This is a genomic window from Paraburkholderia fungorum (assembly GCF_046027605.1).
GTDB lineage: Bacteria > Pseudomonadota > Gammaproteobacteria > Burkholderiales > Burkholderiaceae > Paraburkholderia > Paraburkholderia fungorum_F.
The window spans coordinates 1-23,995 of sequence record NZ_JAQQEF010000021.1 but is presented as its reverse complement, the minus strand read 5'-3'; the positions used below and the strand labels follow the sequence as shown (position 1 = coordinate 23,995).

Annotated in this window: 19 protein-coding genes and 2 pseudogenes; 7 read left to right on the top strand and 14 right to left on the bottom strand. The window is 61.4% G+C overall.

The genetic code is table 11. From position 1 onward, the window contains the following. Positions 1–149 precede the first annotated feature (149 nt). The 4 genes from PQR53_RS28260 (at position 150) to waaA (ending at position 5,129) form a co-directional block, all read left to right on the top strand. The gene (locus PQR53_RS28260; protein ID WP_408461434.1) at positions 150–1,544 is read left to right on the top strand and encodes a phosphomannomutase/phosphoglucomutase; all 1,395 of its coding nucleotides are present in this window, start codon (positions 150–152) and stop codon (positions 1,542–1,544) included. A 220-nt stretch (positions 1,545–1,764) separates the two neighbouring features. Continuing rightward, the gene (gene waaC / locus PQR53_RS28255; RefSeq protein WP_408461431.1) at positions 1,765–2,760 is read left to right on the top strand and encodes a lipopolysaccharide heptosyltransferase I; all 996 of its coding nucleotides are present in this window, start codon (positions 1,765–1,767) and stop codon (positions 2,758–2,760) included. A 61-nt stretch (positions 2,761–2,821) separates the two neighbouring features. Then, entirely contained in the window at positions 2,822–3,706 is an 885-nt protein-coding gene (gene kdoO / locus PQR53_RS28250) for a Kdo hydroxylase KdoO (RefSeq protein ID WP_408461428.1), read from the top strand. A gap of 106 nt (positions 3,707–3,812) precedes the next feature. Beyond that, positions 3,813–5,129 carry a lipid IV(A) 3-deoxy-D-manno-octulosonic acid transferase gene (gene waaA, locus PQR53_RS28245; protein ID WP_408461425.1) on the top strand — a complete coding sequence of 439 codons (1,317 nt, stop codon included), beginning with the start codon at positions 3,813–3,815 and terminating at the stop codon, positions 5,127–5,129. A 55-nt stretch (positions 5,130–5,184) separates the two neighbouring features. Here waaA and ureG read toward each other — a convergent pair whose 3' ends face one another. The 13 genes from ureG to urtA form a co-directional block, all read right to left on the bottom strand. Beyond that, positions 5,185–5,838 carry an urease accessory protein UreG gene (gene ureG, locus PQR53_RS28240; protein WP_408461422.1) on the bottom strand — a complete coding sequence of 218 codons (654 nt, stop codon included), beginning with the start codon at positions 5,836–5,838 and terminating at the stop codon, positions 5,185–5,187. A gap of 11 nt (positions 5,839–5,849) precedes the next feature. Continuing rightward, on the bottom strand, positions 5,850–6,530 hold the full coding sequence (locus PQR53_RS28235) for an urease accessory protein UreF (RefSeq protein WP_408461632.1): 681 nt from the start codon (positions 6,528–6,530) through the stop codon (positions 5,850–5,852). After that, positions 6,517–7,218, bottom strand: coding sequence for an urease accessory protein UreE (ureE, locus tag PQR53_RS28230; RefSeq protein WP_408461420.1), 702 nt, complete (start codon positions 7,216–7,218; stop codon positions 6,517–6,519). The genes PQR53_RS28235 and ureE overlap by 14 nt, the downstream gene beginning before the upstream one ends. A gap of 2 nt (positions 7,219–7,220) precedes the next feature. Beyond that, positions 7,221–8,927, bottom strand: a complete 1,707-nt coding sequence (gene ureC / locus PQR53_RS28225; protein ID WP_408461417.1) for an urease subunit alpha — start codon at positions 8,925–8,927, stop codon at positions 7,221–7,223. 55 nt (positions 8,928–8,982) lie between these two features. Further along, the gene (locus PQR53_RS28220; RefSeq protein ID WP_408461414.1) at positions 8,983–9,288 is read right to left on the bottom strand and encodes an urease subunit beta; all 306 of its coding nucleotides are present in this window, start codon (positions 9,286–9,288) and stop codon (positions 8,983–8,985) included. A 29-nt stretch (positions 9,289–9,317) separates the two neighbouring features. Beyond that, the gene (gene ureA, locus PQR53_RS28215; RefSeq protein ID WP_054041799.1) at positions 9,318–9,620 is read right to left on the bottom strand and encodes an urease subunit gamma; all 303 of its coding nucleotides are present in this window, start codon (positions 9,618–9,620) and stop codon (positions 9,318–9,320) included. A gap of 169 nt (positions 9,621–9,789) precedes the next feature. After that, the gene (locus tag PQR53_RS28210) at positions 9,790–10,593 is read right to left on the bottom strand and encodes a transporter substrate-binding domain-containing protein (RefSeq protein ID WP_408461411.1); all 804 of its coding nucleotides are present in this window, start codon (positions 10,591–10,593) and stop codon (positions 9,790–9,792) included. Between the two features lie 388 nt (positions 10,594–10,981). Beyond that, positions 10,982–11,863: an urease accessory protein UreD gene (locus PQR53_RS28205; protein ID WP_408461408.1), complete on the bottom strand. Its 882-nt coding sequence runs from the start codon at positions 11,861–11,863 to the stop codon at positions 10,982–10,984. A gap of 321 nt (positions 11,864–12,184) precedes the next feature. Continuing rightward, complete coding sequence (gene urtE / locus PQR53_RS28200) at positions 12,185–12,877, bottom strand: urea ABC transporter ATP-binding subunit UrtE (protein ID WP_408461405.1); 693 nt, start codon at positions 12,875–12,877, stop codon at positions 12,185–12,187. Positions 12,878–13,853: 976 nt separating this feature from the next. Beyond that, on the bottom strand, positions 13,854–14,717 hold the full coding sequence (gene urtD / locus PQR53_RS28195; protein ID WP_408461402.1) for an urea ABC transporter ATP-binding protein UrtD: 864 nt from the start codon (positions 14,715–14,717) through the stop codon (positions 13,854–13,856). Continuing rightward, positions 14,714–15,898: an urea ABC transporter permease subunit UrtC gene (urtC, locus tag PQR53_RS28190; protein WP_408461399.1), complete on the bottom strand. Its 1,185-nt coding sequence runs from the start codon at positions 15,896–15,898 to the stop codon at positions 14,714–14,716. Before urtC ends, urtD begins: the two co-directional genes overlap by 4 nt. A 1-nt stretch (position 15,899) precedes the next feature. Beyond that, on the bottom strand, positions 15,900–17,528 hold the full coding sequence (urtB, locus tag PQR53_RS28185) for an urea ABC transporter permease subunit UrtB (protein WP_408461396.1): 1,629 nt from the start codon (positions 17,526–17,528) through the stop codon (positions 15,900–15,902). 138 nt (positions 17,529–17,666) lie between these two features. Continuing rightward, entirely contained in the window at positions 17,667–18,965 is a 1,299-nt protein-coding gene (urtA, locus tag PQR53_RS28180; protein WP_408461393.1) for an urea ABC transporter substrate-binding protein, read from the bottom strand. 353 nt (positions 18,966–19,318) lie between these two features. On the opposite strand from urtA, the pseudogene PQR53_RS28175 reads away from it, so the two are divergent. The 3 genes and pseudogenes from PQR53_RS28175 to PQR53_RS28165 all read left to right on the top strand — a co-directional run bounded on the left by PQR53_RS28175 (position 19,319) and on the right by PQR53_RS28165 (position 22,625). Beyond that, positions 19,319–19,952: pseudogene (locus PQR53_RS28175) on the top strand (aminotransferase class III-fold pyridoxal phosphate-dependent enzyme). A gap of 324 nt (positions 19,953–20,276) precedes the next feature. Beyond that, a pseudogene (locus tag PQR53_RS28170) lies at positions 20,277–21,866 on the top strand (S8 family serine peptidase); the annotation flags it as partial. A 102-nt stretch (positions 21,867–21,968) separates the two neighbouring features. Further along, positions 21,969–22,625 (top strand): PKD domain-containing protein, encoded by a 657-nt coding sequence (locus tag PQR53_RS28165; protein WP_408461630.1) that lies wholly within the window; start codon positions 21,969–21,971, stop codon positions 22,623–22,625. 156 nt (positions 22,626–22,781) lie between these two features. Here the strand turns inward: PQR53_RS28165 and PQR53_RS28160 are convergent, their stop codons facing one another. Then, positions 22,782–23,882: a DUF3443 domain-containing protein gene (locus PQR53_RS28160; protein WP_408461390.1), complete on the bottom strand. Its 1,101-nt coding sequence runs from the start codon at positions 23,880–23,882 to the stop codon at positions 22,782–22,784. Positions 23,883–23,995: the final 113 nt, after the last annotated feature.

Genomic DNA, 23,995 nt, shown 5'->3' with positions numbered 1-23,995 from the left:
AGCGTAATTATAAGTTGGAACCGGATCGCTTCCGGCATAAGCGCTTCGCGAGGTCTTGTCAGTCGGTGAAGAGCGAATTCGCTGCTCAATTTACCGATCCCCCAGCGACGCGCCGGTCAAAATTTTCCATTGCACGCAAGTGAGCCAATATGATCTCCAAATCTATTTTCAAGGCGTATGACATTCGCGGCGTGATTGGCAAGACGCTCGACGCCGATGCAGCGCGTTCGATCGGCCGTGCCTTCGGCAGCGAAGTACGGGCGCAAGGCGGCGACGCCGTGGTGGTCGCGCGTGACGGGCGCCTGTCGGGTCCCGAACTGATCCAGGCGCTGTCGGACGGGCTGCGTGCAGCCGGCGTCGACGTGGTCAACGTCGGCATGGTGCCCACACCGGTCGGCTACTTCGCGGCCAGCGTGCCGTTGCAGCTCGACGGTGGCGAGCGCCGCGTCGATTCGTGCATCGTCGTGACGGGTAGTCACAATCCGCCTGACTACAACGGCTTCAAGATGGTCCTGCGCAGCGCGGCTATTTACGGCGAGCAGATCCTGGCGCTGCATCAGCGTATCGTCGACGAAAACTTCTCTGATGGTAGCGGCACGTACACTGAGTACGATATCGCCGACGCCTATCTCGAGCGCATTGCCAGCGACGTCAAGCTGGCGCGCCCGATCAAGATCGTGGTCGATACCGGCAATGGTGTCGCAGGCGGCCTCGCGCCGAAGCTCTTCAAGAAGCTCGGTTGCGAACTGGTCGAACTGTTCACCGAGATCGACGGCAACTTCCCGAATCACCACCCGGACCCGGCTCACCCGGAAAACCTCCAGGACGTGATCCGCGCGCTGAAGGAGACCGACGCTGAAATCGGCTTCGCATTCGACGGCGACGGCGACCGCCTCGGCGTCGTCACCAAAGACGGCCAGATCATCTATCCGGACCGCCAACTCATGCTGTTCGCCGAAGAAGTGCTGTCGCGCAACAAGGGCGCGCAGATCATTTACGACGTGAAGTGCACGCGCAATCTGGCCAAGTGGGTCAAGGACAAGGGCGGTGAACCGCTGATGTGGAAGACCGGCCACTCGCTCGTGAAGGCGAAGTTGCGCGAAACCGGCGCGCCGCTGGCAGGCGAAATGAGCGGCCACGTGTTCTTCAAGGACCGCTGGTATGGTTTCGACGACGGCCTTTACACCGGCGCGCGTCTACTGGAAATCCTCACGCGGGTGGCCGATCCGAGCCAGCTGCTCAACTCGCTGCCGAATTCGAATTCCACGCCGGAGCTGCAATTGAAGCTCGAAGAAGGCGAAAACTTCGAACTGATCGCGCGCTTGCAGCAGAACGCGAAGTTCACCGGCGCGGACGACATCGTGAAGATCGACGGTCTGCGTGTCGAGTATCCGGACGGTTTTGGCCTCGCGCGTTCGTCGAACACCACGCCGGTCGTGGTGATGCGTTTCGAAGCCGACAGCGACGAAGCGCTTAAGCGCATCCAGGAAGACTTCCGCCGCGTGATCATGGCGGAGAAGCCTGACGCGAAGCTGCCGTTCTAAAAGCTTGAGCGGCGCCGTGGTTCGTCATGAGCTGCGGCAGCCGTCGAACGCGGCGCGGGTTTCACTTACCGCGCCGCGTTTTTTCATGTCATTTACCTGGGGCGCGCTAGAATTGCGCTCCTCTCCTCGTGAGAAAACGCCGGGCCTGGCGCGAAGCGACAGGTTTGGGGGCTCTCTCAACGCACTTCGGGCCGGATAGCCGGTTTTCCCACACTTGAGCGTGCAAAAGATACTGATCGTGAGGGTGTCGTCATTGGGCGACGTGGTTCACAACATGCCGGTGATCGCCGACATCCGCCGCCGTCATCCCGACGCCCAGATCGACTGGCTCGTCGAAGAAAGCTTCGTGGGGCTCGTGGAGCTGGTCAGCGGCGTGCGGCGGGCGATTCCCGTTTCGCTGCGCCGTTGGCGCAAGCGCATCCTCTCGGTCGACAACTGGCGCGAGATCGGCGCGTTTCGCCGCGCGCTCGCCGCCGAGAATTACGACCTCGTGATCGACTGCCAGGGGCTCATCAAGACCGCGTGGGTCGCGAGCATGGCGCGCGGACCCGTGGTCGGCCTCGCGAACCGTACCGACGGCGCAGGCTTCGAATGGCCGGTGCGCTTCTTCTACGAAAAGCGCGTGCCGATCGAGGCGCGCACCCATGTGGTCGAGCGTACGCGCCAACTGGTGGCCGCGGCGCTGAACGACCCGCCGCCGCAACCCACCGACGATATCGACTTCGGCCTCGACACCGGGCGCGCGGCGCTGGCTTTGTCGGAGGCGAATCTGAACCTGCCGGTGCCCTACGTCGTGTTCGTGCATGCGACCTCACGCGCCGACAAGCAGTGGCCCGATACCGCCTGGATCGAACTCGGTCAGTCTCTGGTGCGGCGCGGGGCGTCGATCGTGCTGCCGTGGGGCAGCGAGGAAGAACGCATCACCAGCGAACGTCTGGCGAAGGAATTCGGCGCTGCCGCAATCGTGCCGCCCAGATTGGCGTTGCCGGCCGTGGTCGGCCTGATCGAAGGCGCTGCCGCGACAGTCGGCGTTGACACAGGGCTAGTCCACATCGCGGCGGCGCTGAAGCGGCCCACGGTCGAGTTGTACAATTTCGCCACCGCGTGGCGTACCGGCGGCTACTGGTCGCCGAATGTCATCAATCTCGGTACGGCCGGCAAGCCGCCCACGCTGCAGGAAGTCAAGTCCGCGCTGGCCGGTTTCGGCCTGCTCTAATGTTGTAGCGCTGTAATGCGGTGTGCTTCGCCTTCCGCTCCATCCGTTTTCAAGGGCGACCATGAACGAAACCCAGATCATCGAAGTAGCGAACGCTGACTGGCACGGACGCAATCTGTCCGTGCCGCGCGAGATGCTGCTGGCCGGCGTCGAACGCGGCAAGGTGCTGTATTTCCCGAACCTGCGCTTTGCGATCGAAGGCGGCGAACAGGCCTTGCTCGATCCCGCGCTCGCCGATCCGAATCGCAAGAACATCAGTCTCGAACCGAATGGCGGCGCGCTGCATGGCGTGGCCGGCGACGCCGTCACGCAATCGGCGGTGCGCGCGTTGATCGCGCGTTATCAGGCCAATGCGCGCACGCTCGTCGATGGGCTGTTCCCCGAATACAACGGCAGGTTGCGCGTCGCGCCCACGAGCCTGCGGCTGCACCAGGTGGAAGGGCGTGAGACGTCGTGGCGTAAGGACGATAGCCGTTTGCATGTGGATGCATTCCCGTCGCGGCCGAACTATGGCGAGCGCATTCTGCGCGTGTTCACCAACGTCAATCCGCATGGTGCGCCGCGCGTGTGGCGCGTCGGCGAACCGTTCGAGGATATGGCCACGCGTTTCCTGCCGCGCATCAAACCGCAAATGCCGGGCTCGGCGTGGCTGCTGAATCTGCTGCATGTCACCAAATCTCAGCGCAGCGAATACGATCATCTGATGCTGAATCTGCACGACAGCATGAAGGCCGACCTCGAGTATCAGAAGTCGAGCCCGCAGGAGACCATGCCGTTTCCGCCGGGCAGCGTCTGGGTCTGTTTCTCCGATCAGACCTCGCATGCGGTGATGTCCGGCCAGTTCATGCTGGAGCAGACCTTCTTCCTGCCGGTCAAGGCGATGGCGCAGCCCGACTGCGCGCCGCTCGGCATTCTCGAGCGCCTGAAGGGCAGGGCGCTGGTTTGAGCGCCGCTGCCGCTTTGGATTGCGCACGCGCGCTCGACGCGAAGCTCACGACGAAAGTCACATCGACCCTTGCGCCGAAGCCCAGCTTTAGACGCACGGAGTCTCGATGCTGAGGGCGATCTATAACGCGCTCTGGTGGATCATCGCGCCGCTTGCCGTGTTGCGTCTGCTGATCCGTTCGCGCAAGGAGCGTGGCTATCGTGAGCATATCGGCGAGCGGTTCGGTTACTCGCGCGGACGCTTGCCGGAAGACAATGCGCCGTTGATCTGGGTGCATGCGGTGTCGGTGGGCGAGACGCGTGCCGCGCAACCGCTGATCGAAGCGCTGATGAAAGCGCGTCCCGATGCGCGGATTCTTTTGACGCATATGACGCCGAGTGGCCGTGCCACCGGCGAGCAGATTTTCGGCGACCGCGTGTTACGCAGCTATTTGCCGTACGACATGCCGCACGCCGTGCGGCGGTTTCTGCGGGCATGGCGGCCGTCGCTCGGCCTGGTGATGGAAACTGAAGTATGGCCGACGCTGATCGACGAATGCCGTCGCGCGGATGTGCCGCTGGTGCTGACCAATGCGCGCATGTCGGCGCGCTCGTTCAAGCGCGCGGCCAAATTCGGCCATGCGACCAAGGACGTGTTCGGTGGGTTTGCGCGCGTGCTGGCGCAGAGTCCGTCGGATGCGGAACGGCTCACTGCACTCGGTGCGCGTAACGTCGCGGTGCTCGGCAATCTGAAGTTCGATATGAGCACGCCGGCGGAACTGGCGGCGCGCGGTCATGCGTGGCGTGCGGCGATCGGCACGCGGCCCGTGTGGGTCGCGGCGAGTACGCGCGAAGGTGAAGAAGAATTGGTGCTGCAGGCGTTCGCGGCGTTTGGCGTCGACGCCGCGTTGCTGATTCTGGTGCCGCGTCATCCGCAACGGTTTAACGAAGTGGCGGCCTTGGTTGAAAAGGCGGGCTTGCGTCTTGAGCGGCGCTCGACGTGGGCGCCTGCCGCGGCGGTGGCATCGGCTGCTGCCTCAATCGCGGGCGGTGGTGTACCCGCTTTGCCAGCGGATGTGAACGTGCTGCTCGGTGATTCGATGGGCGAGTTGGGCGCTTACTATGCCGCTTCGGATCTGGCGTTTATCGGCGGGAGCTTGCTGCCGCTGGGCGGGCAGAATCTGATTGAGGCGTGTGCGGTCGGTGTGCCGGTGCTGATTGGGCCGCATGTGTTCAATTTCACGCAAGCCACCGCGGATGCGGTCGCAGCTGGGGCGGCGGTGCAGGTGCAAGATCCTGCTGAGTTGGCGAGGGCACTTCGCGAGCTGTTCGGCGACAAGGCGCGCAGGCTGGCGATGGGCGGCGCGGCTTCGGCGTTTGCCGCGCGGCACCGCGGCGCGACGGCACGCACGGTGGATGTGTTGATGGCGTTGTTGCCGGAGTGAAGGGGGAGGCGCGAAAGCGCCCCGGCTTCAAAGCTTGGGGGCGTTCCCTACGGCCTCAAACCTTCAACAACCCCTTCTTCTCGATAAACTTCACCACCACGTCCAGTCCATCGAGCGCCTTCAGATTACACATCACGAAGGGCCGCTCGCCGCGCATCTTTTTCGCGTCTGACGCCATCACTTCCAGGTTCGCGCCGACCATCGGTGCGAGGTCGGTCTTGTTGATCACCAGCAGATCCGACTTCGTGATTCCAGGTCCGCCTTTGCGCGGAATCTTCTCGCCGCCGGCCACGTCGATCACATAGATCGTCAGGTCCGACAGTTCCGGGCTGAAGGTCGCCGCGAGGTTATCGCCGCCCGATTCGATGAACACGATGTCCGCATCGGGAAAGCGCGTCAGCATGCGGTCGACGGCTTCGAGGTTGATCGAAGCGTCTTCGCGAATCGCCGTGTGCGGGCAGCCGCCCGTTTCCACGCCCATGATCCGCTCGGCCGGCAACGCGCCTGCCACGGTCAACAAACGCTGGTCTTCCTTCGTATAGATGTCGTTGGTGATCGCGACGAGGTCGTACTGTTCGCGCATCGCCTTGCAGAGCATTTCGAGCAGCGTGGTCTTGCCCGAGCCGACCGGGCCGCCGACGCCCACGCGCAGCGGCGGCAGTTTCTTCGTGCGGACAGACGAATGAGTGGCTTGATGAGGTGCGTTCATGAGGGATCTTTTTACGAGCGGAAGAGCCGCGAATACTGCGACTCGTGACGTGCCGACAGAATGCCGAGTTGCGGCGCGAAGGTGTTGATGTTGTCGGGCGAGGTGGCCAAGGCTTGCGTGACGGCGGCATCGATCGGCTCGCGTAGCGCGACGATGATGCGCTGGCCGGCGAGCTGGCCGAGCGGCACGGCCTTCAATGCGGCGGCGGCCTGATTCTCCACCCAGCTGAATGCGTAGGCGGCGAGCGCGGCGTCAGGCGCTGCGTCGTGGGCGAATGCGGCGAAGGCGAAAGCCGTGGGTTGGGCCAAGGGCTTGAGCGATGCCAGCGTGATGCGTCGATCGGCATCGCCCCATTCCAGCGAAACGCACAACTGTCGCAGCGACCAGCCCATCTGTTCCGTCTCGCGTCTTAGTTCCGCGGACTCGCGGCTTGCCAGGAATTCGCTGTTCGCTTCCTTCAAGCCGTCTGCGTCGTGCGCACGCCAGCGTTCCATTTGATGCGCGAGAAACGGCAACTCGCCACGCGCCAGCACGTCGGTCAGGCCGCTCGCGATCCAGGCGCGTGCGGAATCGGCGTCGGTGATGAGTTGCGCTTCAATCGCCGCTTCGAGACCTTGCGAGTAGCTGAACGCGCCAATCGGCAATGCCGGCGACGCAAGATGCAGCAGCGCTGTGAGCTCAGCGATGCGCATGGTGGTGATGATGCCCGTGGCCGCACGATTCGTCGTGGACGTGATCGTCGTCTTTGTGGTCGTGCTCTTGCGAGTGACCCTGCGCGTGGCTATGACCGTGCTCATGGTCCGCGTGATCATGCGAGTGACCGTGCGCATGTCCATGGGCATGATCATGCGAATGCTCATGCCCATGATGCTCACCAAACACCTGCTGCGCGATCGCATAGTCTTCAGCAAAGGTCTCATCGTGACCATGCTTGTGACCCCCGCCATACGCGCCGGATTCCGGTTGGAACGGCATCGACACCTGATCGACACTCGCGCCGATGCGCTTGAGCATATCGGCCAGCACCGGATCGTATTCGAGCTTCAGATAATCCGCGCCGACTTCGACTGGCGTGTGACGATTGCCGAGGTGGTAGGCGGCGCGGGTCAACGTCAACGCATTTTTCGCACGGACATACAGCACCGTTTCCGGCGCAGCGACCACGCGTACCAAACCGCCGTCGTCGGCGACCAGCACATCGCCGTCGCGCAGCACCGTGCCGCGCGGCAACAGCAGCGCAACTTCCTCGCCGTTATCGAGCGTCGCGGCGAGGCGGCTCTTGCGGCGGTCATCGAAAGCGAGCGTCAAGGTCGGCGCGCGCTTCACCAGCACAGGCGCGAGCTTCAGATGCGGTGCGATCAGTTTGTCGATAGTACGCATGGTTAGAACAGAAAGTAGCGTTGCGCCATCGGCAACACGGTGGCGGGCTCGCAGGTCAGCAACTGGCCGTCGGCGATCACCTGATAGGTTTCCGGATCGACGCTGATCGCCGGACGCCACGCATTGTGAATCATGTCGGCCTTCGAGATGTTGCGGCAGTTCTTCACGGCAACGATACGCTTGTTCAGCCCATAGCGCTCGCCGACGCCCGCATCGGCAGCCATCTGCGAAACGAAGGTCAGGGACGTGCGTCCCAGCGCACCGCCACGCGTCGCGAACATCTCACGATAATGGACTGGTTGCGGCGTTGGAATCGACGCATTCGGGTCGCCCATCTGCGCCATCGCGATCATCCCGCCCTTCAGAATCAACGACGGCTTGATGCCGAAAAACGCCGGCTCCCAGAACACCAGATCGGCCCATTTACCCGGCTCGATCGAGCCGACTTCGTGTGAGATGCCGTGCGTGATCGCCGGGTTGATCGTGTACTTCGCGACATAACGCTTCGCGCGAAAATTGTCGTGACGCGCGTTGTCTTCCGGCAGTGCGCCGCGTTGCACCTTCATCTTGTGCGCGGTCTGCCATGTGCGGATGATGACTTCACCCACGCGTCCCATCGCCTGCGAATCCGACGATAGCATCGACAACGCGCCGAGGTCGTGCAGGATATCTTCCGCCGCGATCGTCTCGCGACGAATACGCGACTCGGCGAACGCGATATCTTCCGCGATCGATGGGTCCAGGTGATGGCACACCATCAACATGTCCAGATGCTCTTCGAGCGTGTTGACGGTGTACGGGCGTGTCGGATTGGTGGACGAGGGCAGCACGTTCGCTTCGCCGCACACCTTGATGATGTCCGGCGCGTGGCCGCCGCCCGCGCCTTCCGTGTGATACGTGTGGATCGTGCGGCCCTTGAATGCGGCCACGGTCGCTTCGACAAAGCCCGCTTCGTTCAGCGTATCCGTGTGGATCGCGACCTGCGTGTCGGTAGCGTCGGCGACGCAGAGGCAGTTGTCGATGGCAGCCGGCGTGGTGCCCCAGTCTTCGTGCAGTTTCAGGCCAATGGCACCCGCGGCGATCTGCTCCAGAGCCGGTTGCGGCTGGCTCACATTGCCTTTGCCGAGAAAACCGAGATTCATCGGATAACCGTCGGCGGCTTGCAGCATGCGTTCGAGATGCCACGGACCCGGCGTGCACGTTGTCGCATTCGTGCCGGTTGCCGGACCCGTGCCGCCGCCGAGCATTGTCGTGACGCCGCTCGCGAGCGCTTCTTCGATCTGCTGCGGGCTGATGAAGTGGATGTGCGTGTCGATGCCGCCCGCCGTCACGATCAGGCCTTCGCCGGCGATCACTTCAGTGGACGCGCCGATCGCGATCGTCACGTCCGGTTGAATATCGGGGTTGCCCGCTTTGCCGATCGCGAAGATGCGGCCGTTCTTGATGCCGATGTCAGCCTTGACGATGCCCCAGTGATCGAGAATCACCGCATTCGTCACGACCGTATCGACGACGTCGGCGTGCACGCGTTGCGACTGGCCCATGCCGTCGCGGATCACTTTGCCGCCGCCGAATTTCACTTCTTCGCCGTAGGTCGTGAAGTCGCGTTCGACTTCGATCAGCAGCTCGGTATCGGCGAGGCGGATACGGTCGCCGGTGGTGGGGCCGAACATTTCCGCGTATGCGCGGCGGCCAATGCGTAAGGTCATGGTGTGGATCCGGAAATGAGCAGGGCGATCGGTGCAAGCGTGCGCGGGTCGCGCATCAGAGCTTGCCCATCACCTTGCCGTTGAAGCCGTAGACGACGCGCTCGCCGGCCAGTTCGACCAGCTCGACGGTACGTTCCTGGCCGGGTTCGAAACGCACGGCGGTGCCCGCTGCGATGTTCAGCCGGAAGCCGCGCGCCGCTTCACGGTCGAAGGAGAGCGCTTCATTCACTTCGTAGAAGTGATAGTGCGAGCCGATCTGCACTGGCCGGTCGCCGGTATTCGACACGATCACCGTGACGGTGACGCGGCCCGCGTTGAGTTCGTGTTCGCCGTCGTCGATGAGGAGTTCGCCGGGAATCATGGGGCGTGCCTTACGTGATTAAAGCGTGATTAGGGGATCGGGTGATGAACGGTAACGAGCTTGGTGCCGTCGGGGAACGTGGCTTCGACCTGGATGTCGGGGATCATTTCCGGCACGCCTTCCATCACGTCCGCGCGCGTCAGCAGCGTGGTGCCGTAGTGCATGACCTCGGCGACCGTTTTGCCGTCACGGGCGGCTTCCATCAGCGCGGCGGTGATGAAGGCAATCGCTTCCGGGTAGTTCAGTTTGAGGCCGCGAGCGCGGCGCCGTTCAGCGAGCAGCGCGGCGGTAAAGATCAGCAGCTTGTCCTTCTCGCGAGGTGTCAGCTTCATCGAATGTGTGCGTTGGTGTGCGTTGGGTTGCGCCGGACCTGAGGGCCGGCTGCGAAATGATAGGCGCTGCATGTCATGGCCACGATCGCGTGCGGCGCACGGGATGAGTCCATGACAACTGCAATGCCGGATAAGCCAGCCACGGTATCAAGTCCGGCTAACGGCACGCTTACAGATCGGTGGGCAGCGGCGCGCCGAACCACTTCTTCGACATCATATTCAGCGTGCCGTCCTGTTTGGCCGCCGCGATCGCCGCATTGACCTTCTGTTGCAGGCGAGGCTCGTTCTTGTTCATGCCGACGAAGCACGGCGAATTCTTGATGACGAACTTCGGTTCCGGCCGGCGCGGCGGATTTTTCGCGAGGATCGCTGCGGCGACAATGTTGCCCGCGGCGATCAACTGCACCTGGCCGGACAGGAACGCGGCGATGGTCGCGTTGTTGTCTTCGAAGCGCTTGATGGTGGCGTTCGGCGCCATTTGCGTGAGACCGATTTCCTCGAGCGCACCGCGCGTGGCGCCGACCGTCTTGCCGGTGAGATCGGCGGGGCCGGTGACCTTGATGTCGGCGGGGCCGAACACGCCCTGATAGTACGGCGCATAGGCCGTCGAAAAATCGATGACCTTGTCGCGCTCAGGCGTTTTGCCGAGCGACGAGATCACCAGATCGACCTTACCGGTTTGCAGATACGGAATGCGGTTCGCGCTGTTGACCGGCACGAGTTCGAGCTTCACGTTCATCGACTTCGCGAGCAGGGCGGCCGTGTCGATGTCGTAGCCTTGCGGCTTCATATCCGCGCCGACCGAGCCGAACGGCGGATAGTCTTCGGGAACCGCGACTTTCAGCACGCCTGCCTTGGCGATGTTGTCGAGCGTATCGGCGTGAGCCAAGGGCGCCGTGACTGCGAGGACGGGCGAGAGCAGCAATGCGGCGAGCCAGGCGCGGCGCGCGGGGCGAAGAGTCGATCGGGTCATGTTATATGAGCGGTGGTGGCGAGAAGCGGTCGGCTGCCGTCAGGACGCGGCAACATCGTGGGGGAATTTGATGCAAGGTGTGTGCCATGGCGGTGCAGCATCGGCTGGCGCGGCGAGAAAGCGGGTATGCACTGAGTTGGAGCGCGTACGTGCTCCAGACTGGTGCGTTAGCGGTCTCGCGAAAGCTTGAGGCTGCTCAACGGATTTCGGGAAACCGCCGAAGTGTGCGCGGGCTTGTCTCGCGGCCCTTGAGGCGTACCTCAGTGAGGCGAGTACAGGTTGCGCGGACTGGGGACGTAGCTGACAGGTGTACGGGGCCATGATTGACACTTTTGTGCGATCGACCGTCCGGATCCGTCCACGAAAGGCTGGGCGCCGGGTGCGGGCGTCAGGTAGACCAGATACGCAGCGGCACGGCGTCGACGCGATGCACGAGGGGCCGCAACTGGAGCCAGCATTGTGTTAACTCCCGCTGCAGCGTCTCCATCGAGCGTGCCACCGCTCGCACGAGCAACACGCCTGACGTGACGCAGGAAGCCCCTGCCCGGATCGAGTCGTTGAACGGAAGCTGTGCCGTCAGTGTCTCGGCGAGCGCGTCGTCGCAAGCCGGGCCGACGGCCCACAGCGTTCCATAAGCCGGGAAACCGGCGAGCCCCTGTGCGGCATCCCGGAGCGGGTCGCTCGCGCTCAGGCTGGCACGTTCTAGCCAGAGCAACTCGCCGTTGACGCCGACGATCCGCGACACGGCACTCAGACGGCCGTCCGACCAACGTTCGCCGGCCGCTTGCCGCCCGAGCTGGGTCGCATCCCAACCAATCGCGCTCGCGCCTTCAGCAAGCGTCAGCGTGAATTGAAGTTGGGCGTTGGCGTGATCGAACACGATGTTGTTTTGCGGCAGCCAATCGAGCCTGGCGTGGGCGCCGACTCGCACTGCGATATTCTGCTGCGCCGCGCGTCCATTGGACTTGTACCACTTGGTTGCGCCGGGCGTGGTGATGACGGCATGAGCGTTATCGCCGACTGACACGTCGATATCGAGTTGATCGCCGCCCGCGATACCGCCGGGCGGATGCACGATCACTGCGTGACAGATCGCGTGGCCTTCCGGATAGAGCGGTCGTTGCACGCGCAACGGCCCCTCGTGCAGCCGATGCTTGAGCGTGGTCCGCTCGTCCTCCTTGACGAAGCCGAGTTCGAGGCGCGCGCGCCATTGCGAGTGTGCTGTGGGATGCGCGGTAGCCAGCGTGACGTGGTTTTCGTGAAGCGACATGCGGATGGGCGTGCGAATGAATGAGCGCGTGGGCGCGGTATTGGACGCAGTAATAGCTGCTTTGTGCGTAGCGTGTCGGAGCGTTAGGCAACGACGAGCCGGGTTGCCACGGGATGCGGCGAGAATAGCATGCTGAACCGCTGAACCGCTGAACCGCTGAACCGCTGAATCGCTGAACCGCTGAACCGCTGAACCGCTGAACCGCTGAACCGCTGAACCGCTGAACCGCGGTGGCGTTGTGCCGCTGCATCGCTGTAGCTGTGTCGGCGCACTGCGGGTTGCGGGTACGGCTGCGTTGCCATCTTGTCGTGCCGATGCGGCTCAGACTGCGATTAGTGCGCGCACGCCATCCACGTCCATGTTGGCGCCTTCGCCGCCCGCGACGATTTCACCGCGGCTCATGACCCAATAGCGGTCGGCGATTTCCTTGGCGAAGTCGTAATACTGTTCGACCAGCAGCACGGTCATGCTCATTTCCTCGACGAGTTGACGCAGCGTGCGGCCGATGTCCTGAATGATGGATGGCTGAATACCTTCGGTGGGTTCATCGAGGATGAGCAATTGCGGATCGCTCATTAGTGCGCGGCCGATTGCGAGTTGTTGTTGTTGACCGCCGGAGAGGTCGCCGCCGCGGCGGGCGCGCATGTCTTTCAGGACTGGGAAGAGTTCGTAGATGCGGTCGGGGATTTTCTTGGGGGCTTTTTTGCTGGCGGCGCCGACCAGCAGGTTTTCTTCGACGGTCAGGCGCGGGAAGATGTCACGTCCTTGCGGGACGTAGGCGAGGCCTTGCTCGACTCGCGAGTAGGTCGGGAGCTTTGTTATTGGCGTTCCACGCCAGGCGATGGAGCCGCTCTTTGTCTGGACGACGCCCATCAGGCATCGGAGCAGGGTCGTTTTGCCGACGCCGTTGCGGCCAAGCAGGACGGTGAGCTTGCCGTCCGGGACTGTGAGTTTTACATCACGGAGGATGTGGCTGCCGCCGTAGTACTGGTTCAGGTTTTCTACTTCTAGCATTTGGGTGTTCCTATCGGGTTTTGCCTGTGCGGCGCCTTGTCTGTATGCCTACGGCGTGGGCGTTTCCTTGATCTGGGTTTTTTGGCCTTTCCTTGATCTGGCTTTTTTTTGGCCTTTCCTTGATTTCTTATTGGTCTATTAGCGTTGCCCCTGTGCGGGGCGGCACTTACTTTCTTTGCCGCGGCAAAGAAAGATAAGCAAAGAAAGCCGCTCACACCGCCAGCTCATAACGGGTCCCCCGCACAGTCGCGGTAGTGGAGCATCTGGAATCCGTGCTCTCGCACATTCAGCGCGAGTGACAAGGCCGTCATACTTCCGGCGGCGCTGCGCGCGCCGAAGCTTATTTCATGACACCATTGGGTCATTTCGCATCTACTCCTGTCAGCGCATAAAGGTGTCGAACGCTCGGCGGCCACCACCGCATTTCACATCTTCAAATCTGTCACTGCTTCACTTGGCACCCACTCCCACTCCCACTCCCACTCCCACGCCCATGCACATTGTTGGACGTCGCTGTGTTTGTTAGCGAACTGTCCATGGAGCAACTGGGCGCGGTGCCGAGGCGAAGCCGATGGCCCACCACGCACGAACGAAGCGGCTGGTTTCCCATGCAAACCCGTCCGCGACGCACGCAGTGCGGAGTGGGTGCTGATGAGCGCTTTGTCGCTGACGTCGAATATGCGAGGGCACAGATTCCAGATGCACCACTACCGAGACTGTGCGGGGGGGCCGCTTATGAGCTAGCGGGTTGAGCCGCTTTCTTTGCTTATCTTTCTTTGCGGCGGCAAAGAAAGTAAGTGCCGCCCCGCACAGGGGCAACGCTAATAGACCAATATCAATTCAAGGAAGGGCCAAAGAATCCAGTTCAAGGAAGGGCCAAAGAATCCAATTCAAGGAAGGACCAAAGAATCCAGTTCAAGGAAAGCCCAACACCGCAGGCAGACAGACAAAGCGCCGCGCGGGCAAAAAAAACCACTCACCTCCCAAGATAAGACTCAATCACAGTCTCATCCCTCTTAACGTCATCAAGCGTGCCATGCGCGAGCACGCGCCCCTCAGCCATAACGGTGACCTTCCCAGCGTCACCCGACAAAGCAGCAACAAACTCCATATCGTGCTCGACGACCATCATCGAACACGTGCCGCGCAGATGATTGAGCAATTCGGCGAGCTGCATGGTTTCGTCGTCGGTCATGCCGGCGGCAGGTTCATCGAGCAGCAGCAGCGCCGGTTGCTGCATCAGCAGCATGCCGATTTCGAGCCGTTGTTTCTGACCGTGCGAGAGTTCGCCGGCAAGCCGCCGTGCTTCACTCTCCAAACCGATAAGCGCTAACGTTTCTTCGATACGCGCTTGCGCCTCGCGATCCAGACGCGCGCGCAACGAGGCCCACCAGCCCTTGTCGGCCTTCATCGCCAGTTCGAGGTTTTCCCACACGGGATGCTGCTCGAACACCGTCGGCTTCTGAAACTTGCGGCCAATGCCCGCGCGAGCAATAGACGGCTCGTTCATCCGCGTCAGGTCGATCGACTGCCCGAGGTACACCTTGCCGGAATCCGGCTCGGTCTTCCCGGTGATGACGTCCATCATCGTCGTCTTGCCCGCGCCGTTCGGCCCGATGATGCAGCGCAATTCCCCGGCGTCGATAGTCAGCGTCAGTGCATTCAACGCACGAAAACCGTCGAAGCTCACGGTCACGTCTTCGAGGTACAGGATCGTGCCGTGCGACACGTCGATCTCTCCGGGCACGACCGCACGGCCCATGCTCGCGACGCCGCTCAACGAGGTTTCAGCGGGTTCTTCAGGCAACGCGAGATCTGCAACCATCGGATTTTCGTTCATGAACGGTTCCTCTTGCGCGTCACGATGTCGATCAGCCCCATGATGCCGTTCGGCAACAACAACGGAACCAGAACGAAAATCAGACCCAGGAAGAACAGCCAGTATTCAGGGAAGTTCGCCGTAAAAAAGCTCTTCGCGCCATTCACCGCGAACGCGCCGATGATCGGCCCGATCAACGTGCCGCGTCCGCCCACGGCGACCCAGATCGCCATCTCGATCGAGTTGCCCGGCGACATCTCGCCCGGGTTGATGATGCCGACCTGCGGCACGTACAACGCGCCGGCAATCCCGCACAAAATAGCGGACACGGTCCACACAAAAAGCTTGTACGCGAGCGGGCTGTAGCCAAGGAACATCAGACGCGTTTCGCCGTCGCGCACCGCGGTGACCACGCGGCCGAGCTTCGAGGTGACGATGGCCCGCGCGCCAATGAAGGCCAGAATCAACACGGCGAACGTGATGAGCAGCAGAGCAGTGCGCGTACCTGGATGAGTAATCGGAAAACCGCCAATGCGCTTGAAGTCGGTGAAGCCGTTATTGCCGCCGAAGCCGGTTTCGTTGCGGTAGAACAGCAGCATGGCCGCAAACGTCATCGCCTGCGTAATGATCGACAGATAGACGCCTTTCACCCGCGAGCGGAACGTGAAGAAGCCGAACACCCACGCGACAACGGCGGGCACCAGCACCACCAGCAGCAGCGCATAACCGAGATGCTGCGTGCCTTGCCAATACCATGGCAGCTGATGCCAGTCGAGAAACACCATGAAGTCGGGCAGATCGCTGCCGTATTTGCCGTCGTGCCCGATTGATCGCATCAGGTACATGCCGATGGCGTAGCCACCCAATGCAAAGAACAACGCATGTCCCAGGCTCAGAATGCCGCAATAGCCCCACACCAGATCGAGTGCGAGCGCGGCGATCGCATAGCACATGAACTTGCCGGTGATCGTCATCGCGTAAGCGGACAGATGCAGCGTGCTCGTCTCGGGCACCACCAGGGTCGCGAACGGCACGCCGAGACCGAACACGATGATCAGGGCGATCAGCGCGAGCCACGCACGGCGCGACAGCAGCGCGGGACGCGGCGGCAAGCCGAGTGCGAAGCCGGGCTGCGTGTCGCGTCCGACAGCGCCGCCACCACCCGTTGCGCCGACGTGAGCCGATGAGGTTGCAGATGTCATCTCATGCCTCCGCGCTTCGGCCCTTGAGGGCGAACATGCCCTGCGGACGCTTCTGGATGAACAGCACGATCAGCACGAGCACCGCGATCTTCGCGAGCACCGCGCCCCAGAACGGTTCGATCGCCTTGCTGACGAGCCCGAGACCGAAGCCGCCGATCACCGTGCCGGCCAGTTGGCCGACACCGCCGAGCACCACGGCCATGAACGAATCGATGATGTAGCTCTGGCCGAGGTCGGGTCCGACATTGCCAATCTGCGACAACGCACAGCCGCCCAAACCTGCAATGCCCGCGCCGAACGCGAACGCGTACGAATCGACGCGCGCGGTCTTCACACCGACGCACGCCGCCATCCGCCGATTCTGCGTGACGGCACGCACGAACAGTCCGAGGCGCGTTTTAGTCAGGACAGCCCAGGCGATCCCCACGACGATCAACGAGAACGCGAGAATCGCCAGCCGGTTGTACGGCAGGATCAGATTGGGCAACACGGTCACGCCGCCGCTCATCCACGCCGGGTTGATCACTTGCACGTTTTGCGCGCCGAACAGCATGCGCGTCGCCTGAATCAGGATCAGGCTGACGCCGAAAGTGGTCAGCAGCGTTTCGAGCGGACGGCCGTACAGATGCTTCAACACCAGCCGTTCGAGCACGATGCCGACTAACCCGGCTGCCGCGAATGAGGCCGGCACGGCAAGCAGCGGATACCAGTCGAACGCACCCGGCGCAAAACGCTGGAACAGGTTCTGCACGACGTAGGTGGCATAGGCGCCGATCATCAGGAATTCACCGTGCGCCATGTTGATGACGCCGATCAGCCCGTAGGTGATCGCGAGACCGAGTGCGGCGAGCAGCAGCACGCTGCCGAGCGACAAGCCCGCGAACAGCGTGCCGGCAATCTGGCTGCGACGCTGGATCGAATCGAGTTCGTCGATGCCGCTTTGCGCGGCGGCGCGTACGCGATCATCCGCTTCGTTGAAGCTGCCGTCCGGCTTCTTGGCAACCAGCGGGCGGAGCAGTTCGTTCATGTCGAGATCGTGGCGCGCGGCGACCAGTTGTACCGCCTCGAGCCGCTTGGCCGGGTCGGCGTCATGCAACGCCGTCATGGCCCATAGCGTGTCGAGACGTTTCTTCAACGCGGGGTCGGTTTCTCTCGCGCGAGCCGCATCGACGAGCGGTTTGATCGACGGATCAGGGTTTTGCAACAGCGCGGTGATGGCGGCGTCGCGTGTGGCGGCGTCGGGCGAATCGAGTTGCAGGCCTGAAAGTGCGCCCGCTACTTTCGAGCGCAGCAGGTTGTTCAGCGTCACGGGTTGCGCGTCGCCCGCGGCGACCGTTTTGCCGGTGACCGCATCGCGCGCGGTGTCGCCGTCTTGCAGGACGACGCCGCCGGAGTCGGTAGCGAGCGCGCTGTCCTCGGAGAGGGCTTTGAGGATCGCGAGCGATTCTTTGTCGTGGTTGGCAATCAGTTTGTCGATTGCCGCGGATTTCGCGTCGAAGTCATCGCCGGCGAGCGGTGCGACATCGGCCGGGGTGAGCGCGAAGGCGGCAAGTGGCGTGCTGACCAGCGCGAGCGCAAGCGCGAGGCCGCCGATGCTGCTCCGTGCGAATGTCGGAAATGAAAACGCCATGATGGCCTTTGAAGAAAACCGGCGGGGCGGCGCGGCATCGGTGTACTGCACCGACGCCGCGCCGTTGACTTGCGTCTTGCAATGTCCTGCGGGGCAGAGCCGCGGTGGTGTTAGCCACGGCTCTGTCCAGATGCAGACTCAGGCAACGCGCGAGCGCTTCAGGAATGCGGGAATCGAGCTGACCACATCCGGCTTGCTCGAATTGCCGGCGATGAACGGGCTCCACGGCTGCGCGCGAATCGCGGTCTTGGTCCGCCACACCACGTTGAACTGACCGTCGGCGCGCACTTCGCCGATCATCACCGGCTTGTGCAGATGGTGATTACCGTCCATTTCGAGCGTGAAGCCCGACGGCGCCGCAAACGTCTGGCCGACCATCGCCACGCGCACCTTGTCCACCTCCGTGCTCTTTGCTTTCTCGACGGCCTGCTTCCACATATGGATGCCGACGAAGGTCGCTTCCATCGGGTCATTGGTCACGCGCTTGGTACCGCCCGGCAAGTTGTTGTCCTTGACCCATGCAGCCCATTGCTTCTTGAACTTCTCGTTGGTCGGGTTGCGCAGCGACATGAAGTAGTTCCATGCCGCGAGATTGCCGACCAGCGGCTTCGTATCGATGCCGCGCAGTTCTTCTTCGCCCACCGAGAACGCGACGACCGGCACGTCGGACGCCTTCAGCCCCTGGTTGCCCAGTTCCTTGTAAAACGGCACGTTCGAGTCGCCGTTGACGGTCGAGATCACCGCGGTCTTGCCGCCCTGCGAGAAGGTCTTGATGTTCGCGACGATGGTCTGATAGTCGCTGTGGCCGAACGGGGTGTAGACCTCCTGGATATCGGCCTCCTGCACGCCTTTCGACGTGAGGAACGCGCGCAGGATCTTGTTGGTCGTGCGGGGGTACACATAGTCGGTGCCCAGCAGGAAGAAGCGCTTGGCGCCGCCGCCTTCCGTGCTCATCAGATATTCGGTGGCCGGAATCGCCTGTTGATTTGGTGCGGCGCCGGTGTAGAACACGTTGCGCGACATTTCTTCGCCTTCGTATTGCACCGGATAGAACAAGAGGCCGTTCAGCTCTTCGAACACCGGCAGCACCGACTTGCGTGACACCGAGGTCCAGCAACCGAACACGACCGCGCACTTTTCCTGGGTGATCAGCTGGCGCGCCTTTTCGGCGAACAGCGGCCAGTTCGACGCCGGGTCCACGACCACCGGCTGCAACTGGCGGCCCATGACGCCGCCGTTCTTGTTGATATCCGCGATGGTCATCAACGCAGTGTCTTTGAGCGATGTCTCCGAGATCGCCATCGTGCCAGAGAGGGAATGTAGAACGCCTACCTTGATCGGGCCGCTGCTCGATTGCGCCTGAGCAAACGGAACCTGACCTGCAAGCGCCAATGCGCCCGACATGGAGCCGAACTTCAACAGACTACGACGTTTCATGTGTTTCCCCTTGCCATTGATGGTGAATGTTTTATGGGCGTCGATTTCAGCCAGCAGGGCTTGTCCCGCATGACTTGCCGCTTGTGTACTGCAAGGCACATGCCATGCAGTAATTTCGACTTGAAGTCCGGCAATTGCATGGTGCGACGCGGGGGTGCGTCGTGTCGGTTATGCGGAACGCGGCGCGAAATTGGTGCAACAGTAGGGCGCGCGCCTCGTTCAGGTGCGTGTCGCGCCGCAACGAAGCGTGTCCATCGGCCAGCGGGCGTGAGCGGTGCATCACTGCCGCCCCTTTGTGCATGGGTAGCGCTCTGCCTACGCTGAAGGACCGCACACTCACGAGGAGAGACGATATGAATGAGCGCGCCAGCGTCAATCCACCCGATATGTCCGCTTTCTGGATGTCCTTTACCGCGAACCGTCAGTTCAAGAGCGCGCTGCGGCTGCTGTCGAGCGCGAAGGGGATCCACTACACGTCGCACGATGGTCGGCGCATTCTCGACGGTACAGCTGGGCTGTGGTGCGTCAACGCCGGTCACTGCCGCGACGAAATCGTGGCCGCTGTGCAGGCCCAAGCGGCCAAAATGGATTTCGCACCGACCTTCCAGATGGGCCATCCGAAGGCTTTCGAAGCAGCGACGAAAATCGCGCGGCATACGCCCGGCGATTGACCTGTATGAGCGCGAGCGGTTGTTCGAACGCGCTGCGCGGATGGCGCCGATCTTCTAGAACGCGATTCATAAGCTGCGCGGCGAAAAGTATGTGATCGATGTGCGCAATCTCGGACTCATTGGCGTTGTGGAATTGGCGCCGCGCGCTGGAGCGCCCGGGGCGCGTGCTTATGATGTGTTCGTGCGGTGTTTCGAGAAGGGCATGTTGACGCGTTATACCGGGGATATTCTGGCGTTCTCGCCACTGATTATTGAAGAGGAGCAGATTGATGAGATCTTCAGCACGGCGGCGGGGGTTTTGAAGGAGATGGAGTAGGGGCGGGCGGGACGGTGTTTTTTTGATGGCAAGCCGGCTTGCAAGGTAAGAGGTCGTCTATGAGACGCCGACCCCTTGTTTGATTCACGTTCGCTCTACGACGTCGACACAGTACCCTAGTAGCAACGGAGCGGTTCAGCAGATAAGAGAAGGCGCGAGCAATTGCGCCTTTTTTATTGTGTCTCCCGTTCGCAAAGTCCTCGTCATCACGGGGAAATTTCCTGGTCATGACTGGATAAGGCTGATTGTTCCTCTGGATACCTCTGCTTAGGCTCGTGAACACTACGAATATTTCAGTTACATAAACATAACCTATACAGAAAAATGCACAAAAAGTTAGGGAAGAGACGCACTTTCACAGCATCGCACCGCGTGACGGAGCAGGAGACATCCGGAAAAAAATCTCACTCAGGAATAAGAATTATGTGGGCTACGAGACGTAAAACAATGAAGGGTCTGCGATTAGAAAGTGGTCCGCTTCGCGTTAGTGGCGCAACAGAAAAGCGACGCTGCGTTGTGGCGGGTCTTGCCGGTGTTTTCCTTTCTCTCGCGCTTGGCGCGTGCGGCGGAAGTGGCACTGGCGACACAACCGAACAGGCAGCGCACCATTCGAAAGAGCCGCAAACGCTCGAACAAACAGCATCACTGGCGGCGGCGAACCCAGCTACACCGTTGACGCTTTCCCTGAAGATGAACACTAGCAGCCTGGGCGCAGACGCCTCTGTTGATCGTTTCATCATCAAGTACAAGGACGGCACTGATGAAAGTGGCTCAACGACGGCGGTGCAGTCAAGACTCGACCGGCTTGCGGGTTCCTTCCTCTCGAAGGCGCACTATCTGCGGCGCATGGGCCGTGGCTCAAACGTCGTCACTACGGAGCGCAAACTAAAAGGAAATGAAGTGAAGGCATTCATGCGTGCTATCGCTTCGGACCCTAACGTTGAGTTCGTCGAACCAGACACCGTGATGACCATAGGGTCGTCGCCCAATGACCCCCTATACAGCAAGCAATGGGCTCTGAGTTCGAATCAGATGCCAGTAACGACCACAGCGGGGATCCGCGCGGAAGGTGCATGGGACATAGCGACCGGCGCAGGGGTGGTAATCGGTGTGGTGGATAGCGGTATTACAAGTCATAGCGATTTGAACCCGAACGTTCTTCCAGGCTACGAATTTACTAGCGGCTCCTATAGCAACCGAGGAGGAGACGGCACGCAATCGGCCAATAAGACCGGAGAGAACTGCAACGTAACGTGGCATGGAACGCACGTCGCGGGCATCATGGCCGCAGTGACAAACAACGGTAGGGGTATTGCCGGAATTGCACCAGCCGCCAAGATGGTCTCTGTACGGACGGTCAAAAACTGCGACGGCGGCTTGATGTCCGATATGGCGGACGGTATTACATGGGCTGCGGGCGGAGTCGTGTCGGATGCACCTGTCAATCGAAACCCCGCGAAGGTGATAAACATAAGTCTTTATGCGTAGGGGGACTGCCAACGGTCGCTGCAAGATGCTATCGACTATGCAACCAGTAAAGGGACCGTTGTTGTCGTGATCGCGGGCAATTACTCAACCGACGCCGCGAAGGTTCAACCCGCTAACTGTCGTAACGTTATTACGGTCGGCGCCATTAACGCCGATTCGACCAAATGGGTGAGTTCAGACTTCGGCCCGACCGTTGATATTGCAGCGCCAGGCAATAACATATGGTCCACCTATAACGATGGGAAGACAGCGCCTGGTGCCGAGGGTTACGGCCTGTTGGGTGGTACATCACAGGCCGCGCCGATGGTCAGCGGCGTGGCCGCACTGGTGCAATCCATTGCCCCTGTGCAGCTAACCGTTGCGGAAATGCGGTCGCTCATACAGCAAACCGCACAGCCATTTACGCCCCAAAAACCGGATCAACAGATTGGCCCGGGGATTGTCGATGCGACTGCGGCGGTAAAGGCTGCGAAGTCTGGAAAACTACCAGCGGCAGCGGACTTCACATGCACGCAAAGCCCGAACCTTATGCAATTGATTTGCAAAGACCTGTCTACGGCGCGGGGTGGCGTCCCAATCCGGTCATGGAGCTGGAATTTCGGTGACAGAAAGGCTGCGACGGTCGTTTCGCGTTCCACCAATCCGGTAGTGGACTATGACTTTCCTGGGGTGTACCAGATTACATTGACCACAACCGACGCGAATGGGGCAGTCAGCACCACGTCGCTCCCTGTTAGCGTCGCTGCACTTTTGATCACCGATATTACTGACTATGACTACGGAGTGAGGTTTCCGCTAATAAAGGGGGACGTAGTGTATTTTTCGATCACCGTCCCGCCTAGTCCGGTGAGAGGTCTGCGCATTCCACTTCCTGGGACGACTACAACCTTTACCCTCAGGTCGGGGTCATCAAAAGATGTCGTAACGCTGGAGACTGAAGGTGACACAGCATCAATGGTTTCGCCTGACTGTTCTTCCACACTGTTGGATGGAGTGCCCGCTACCTGTTCGGGGCGCAGCACCAGTTACGGGAGAACCTTTTACGCCAGGGTAACAGCCAAGACAGCGGTGGACGACGCGAAAATCGAGCGATTTTTCGTTAGCGAAATGGACCCTTCCTGTAGGTTGATATCACTGCACACTACAGTTACATGCTTGGGGGATGTTTGTAGTTGTCCCCAGTAACACGGGAATCCTGCATTGAGTACGTTGCCGGCAGGGGAGACGGATGATCTGCTAGGGCGTGCCGTGACGGGCGCGCATGGCGCTTTCCATGACATGAGGCCGACGCTGCGAAACGCCGACCTCATGCCACGGATTACGCACGTATGGCTGTCGAGGTCAGAAAGCGACGAACGGCCCGGACTGCGTGCCGATCTTGGCGCCTTGCAGCACCGTGTACACATTGCGGCCGAAGAAGAATGGTAGGCCCCACATGAAACCTCCGGAATATCTCGCGCCGAGATTATCGTAGGCTGCGTTCAGGTTTGCCCGCAAGCTGAGCCCATTGCCGACCGAGAACGGCACCGTAACAGGTGTTCCGGCTCCGCTAGTGGCCTTCAAGATGGCGGACAGGCTAAGAGAGGGCGACGGTGTGTACCAATCGCCCGCGTAGGGAATAGTGGAATCCGGAAAGTTATACACATTCGTGCCACTGTCAAACACGCCAGTGAGCGTATTTCCCTTGTAGACGGTTGTGAAAAAGCCGTTCTGATCCACCGGCACGATATTCGCCGTTGACGACAGCGAATTGTTCTGACGCGTCCCGACGCCGAACACGAGTTCGCCCGTGGCCGTCGCCTGACCGTCTGCGGGCAATGCCGGCAAACGAATGATGGTGCCGTTGTTGTCGGAGGTAAAGTCGGCGACAGGATTCATGACTTGCGTGTCGAGCGGTACGCGCGTGCTCGTGCAGGAGCCCGTGGAGGGACAGTAGTAGTAGACCGCCGGCAATACTTGCTGCGCTGCAAGCGGGAAATCGCGCGCCGTATGGCCGATGCCGATCACGCCGTTGGCGCCAAGCGCGGCTGCTGTATTGAGGTCGATCACGCCGCGGGAATTGCACGCCGCCGGTATGGCATATGCGCCGTCGCCAATCACCTGGACTGGCAGATTGCCCGCTGTTTTGCCTCCGATTGTCACGTCGGCACGTTTGATCGAGCCCCACGTGTAGCCGCCCATGAAAGTTGCGCACTGGGCAATTGGAGCGCCTCCCGTCGGATCGTTGGATGCGCCGCTCTGTGCCGGCAGGCGGGACGCTACCGTAGAACCCAACGCGCTGGCCATCACGCGCACGCCGACCGAGCCGGTGTCGAGCAACATGTGATCGACGGTCGAGCATTGGGTGCTGCCTTGCGAGCCGGGGATGCATATGGTCGCGCTCACGTAGAGCATGTTGGTCTCGCCCATCGTCCGATCGACGACGATCGGCACGGTGTTCACATCGGCGACCGGAGTCGGAGTCGGAGTCGGCGTTGGTGTCGGAGTCGGAGTCGGCGTCGGAGTCGGAGTCGGAGTTGGCGTCGGAGTTGGCGTCGGAGTTGGCGTCGGAGTTG

What these genes read in the sequence shown, in the direction of transcription:
- PQR53_RS28235 (WP_408461632.1), bottom strand. Translation starts at nt 6,530, where the DNA reads ATGCGCATCGCTGAGCTCACAGCGCTGCTGCATCTTGCGTCGCCGGCA.
- ureG (WP_408461422.1), bottom strand. Translation starts at nt 5,838, where the DNA reads ATGAACGCACCTCATCAAGCCACTCATTCGTCTGTCCGCACGAAGAAA.
- PQR53_RS28260 (WP_408461434.1), top strand. Translation starts at nt 150, where the DNA reads ATGATCTCCAAATCTATTTTCAAGGCGTATGACATTCGCGGCGTGATT.
- kdoO (WP_408461428.1), top strand. Translation starts at nt 2,822, where the DNA reads ATGAACGAAACCCAGATCATCGAAGTAGCGAACGCTGACTGGCACGGA.
- PQR53_RS28220 (WP_408461414.1), bottom strand. Translation starts at nt 9,288, where the DNA reads ATGATTCCCGGCGAACTCCTCATCGACGACGGCGAACACGAACTCAAC.
- PQR53_RS28205 (WP_408461408.1), bottom strand. Translation starts at nt 11,863, where the DNA reads ATGTCGCTTCACGAAAACCACGTCACGCTGGCTACCGCGCATCCCACA.
- urtC (WP_408461399.1), bottom strand. Translation starts at nt 15,898, where the DNA reads ATGACATCTGCAACCTCATCGGCTCACGTCGGCGCAACGGGTGGTGGC.
- waaA (WP_408461425.1), top strand. Translation starts at nt 3,813, where the DNA reads ATGCTGAGGGCGATCTATAACGCGCTCTGGTGGATCATCGCGCCGCTT.
- urtA (WP_408461393.1), bottom strand. Translation starts at nt 18,965, where the DNA reads ATGAAACGTCGTAGTCTGTTGAAGTTCGGCTCCATGTCGGGCGCATTG.
- PQR53_RS28210 (WP_408461411.1), bottom strand. Translation starts at nt 10,593, where the DNA reads ATGACCCGATCGACTCTTCGCCCCGCGCGCCGCGCCTGGCTCGCCGCA.
- urtE (WP_408461405.1), bottom strand. Translation starts at nt 12,877, where the DNA reads ATGCTAGAAGTAGAAAACCTGAACCAGTACTACGGCGGCAGCCACATC.
- ureC (WP_408461417.1), bottom strand. Translation starts at nt 8,927, where the DNA reads ATGACCTTACGCATTGGCCGCCGCGCATACGCGGAAATGTTCGGCCCC.
- urtD (WP_408461402.1), bottom strand. Translation starts at nt 14,717, where the DNA reads ATGAACGAAAATCCGATGGTTGCAGATCTCGCGTTGCCTGAAGAACCC.
- ureE (WP_408461420.1), bottom strand. Translation starts at nt 7,218, where the DNA reads ATGCGTACTATCGACAAACTGATCGCACCGCATCTGAAGCTCGCGCCT.
- ureA (WP_054041799.1), bottom strand. Translation starts at nt 9,620, where the DNA reads ATGAAGCTGACACCTCGCGAGAAGGACAAGCTGCTGATCTTTACCGCC.
- PQR53_RS28165 (WP_408461630.1), top strand. Translation starts at nt 21,969, where the DNA reads ATGCAATTGATTTGCAAAGACCTGTCTACGGCGCGGGGTGGCGTCCCA.
- urtB (WP_408461396.1), bottom strand. Translation starts at nt 17,528, where the DNA reads ATGGCGTTTTCATTTCCGACATTCGCACGGAGCAGCATCGGCGGCCTC.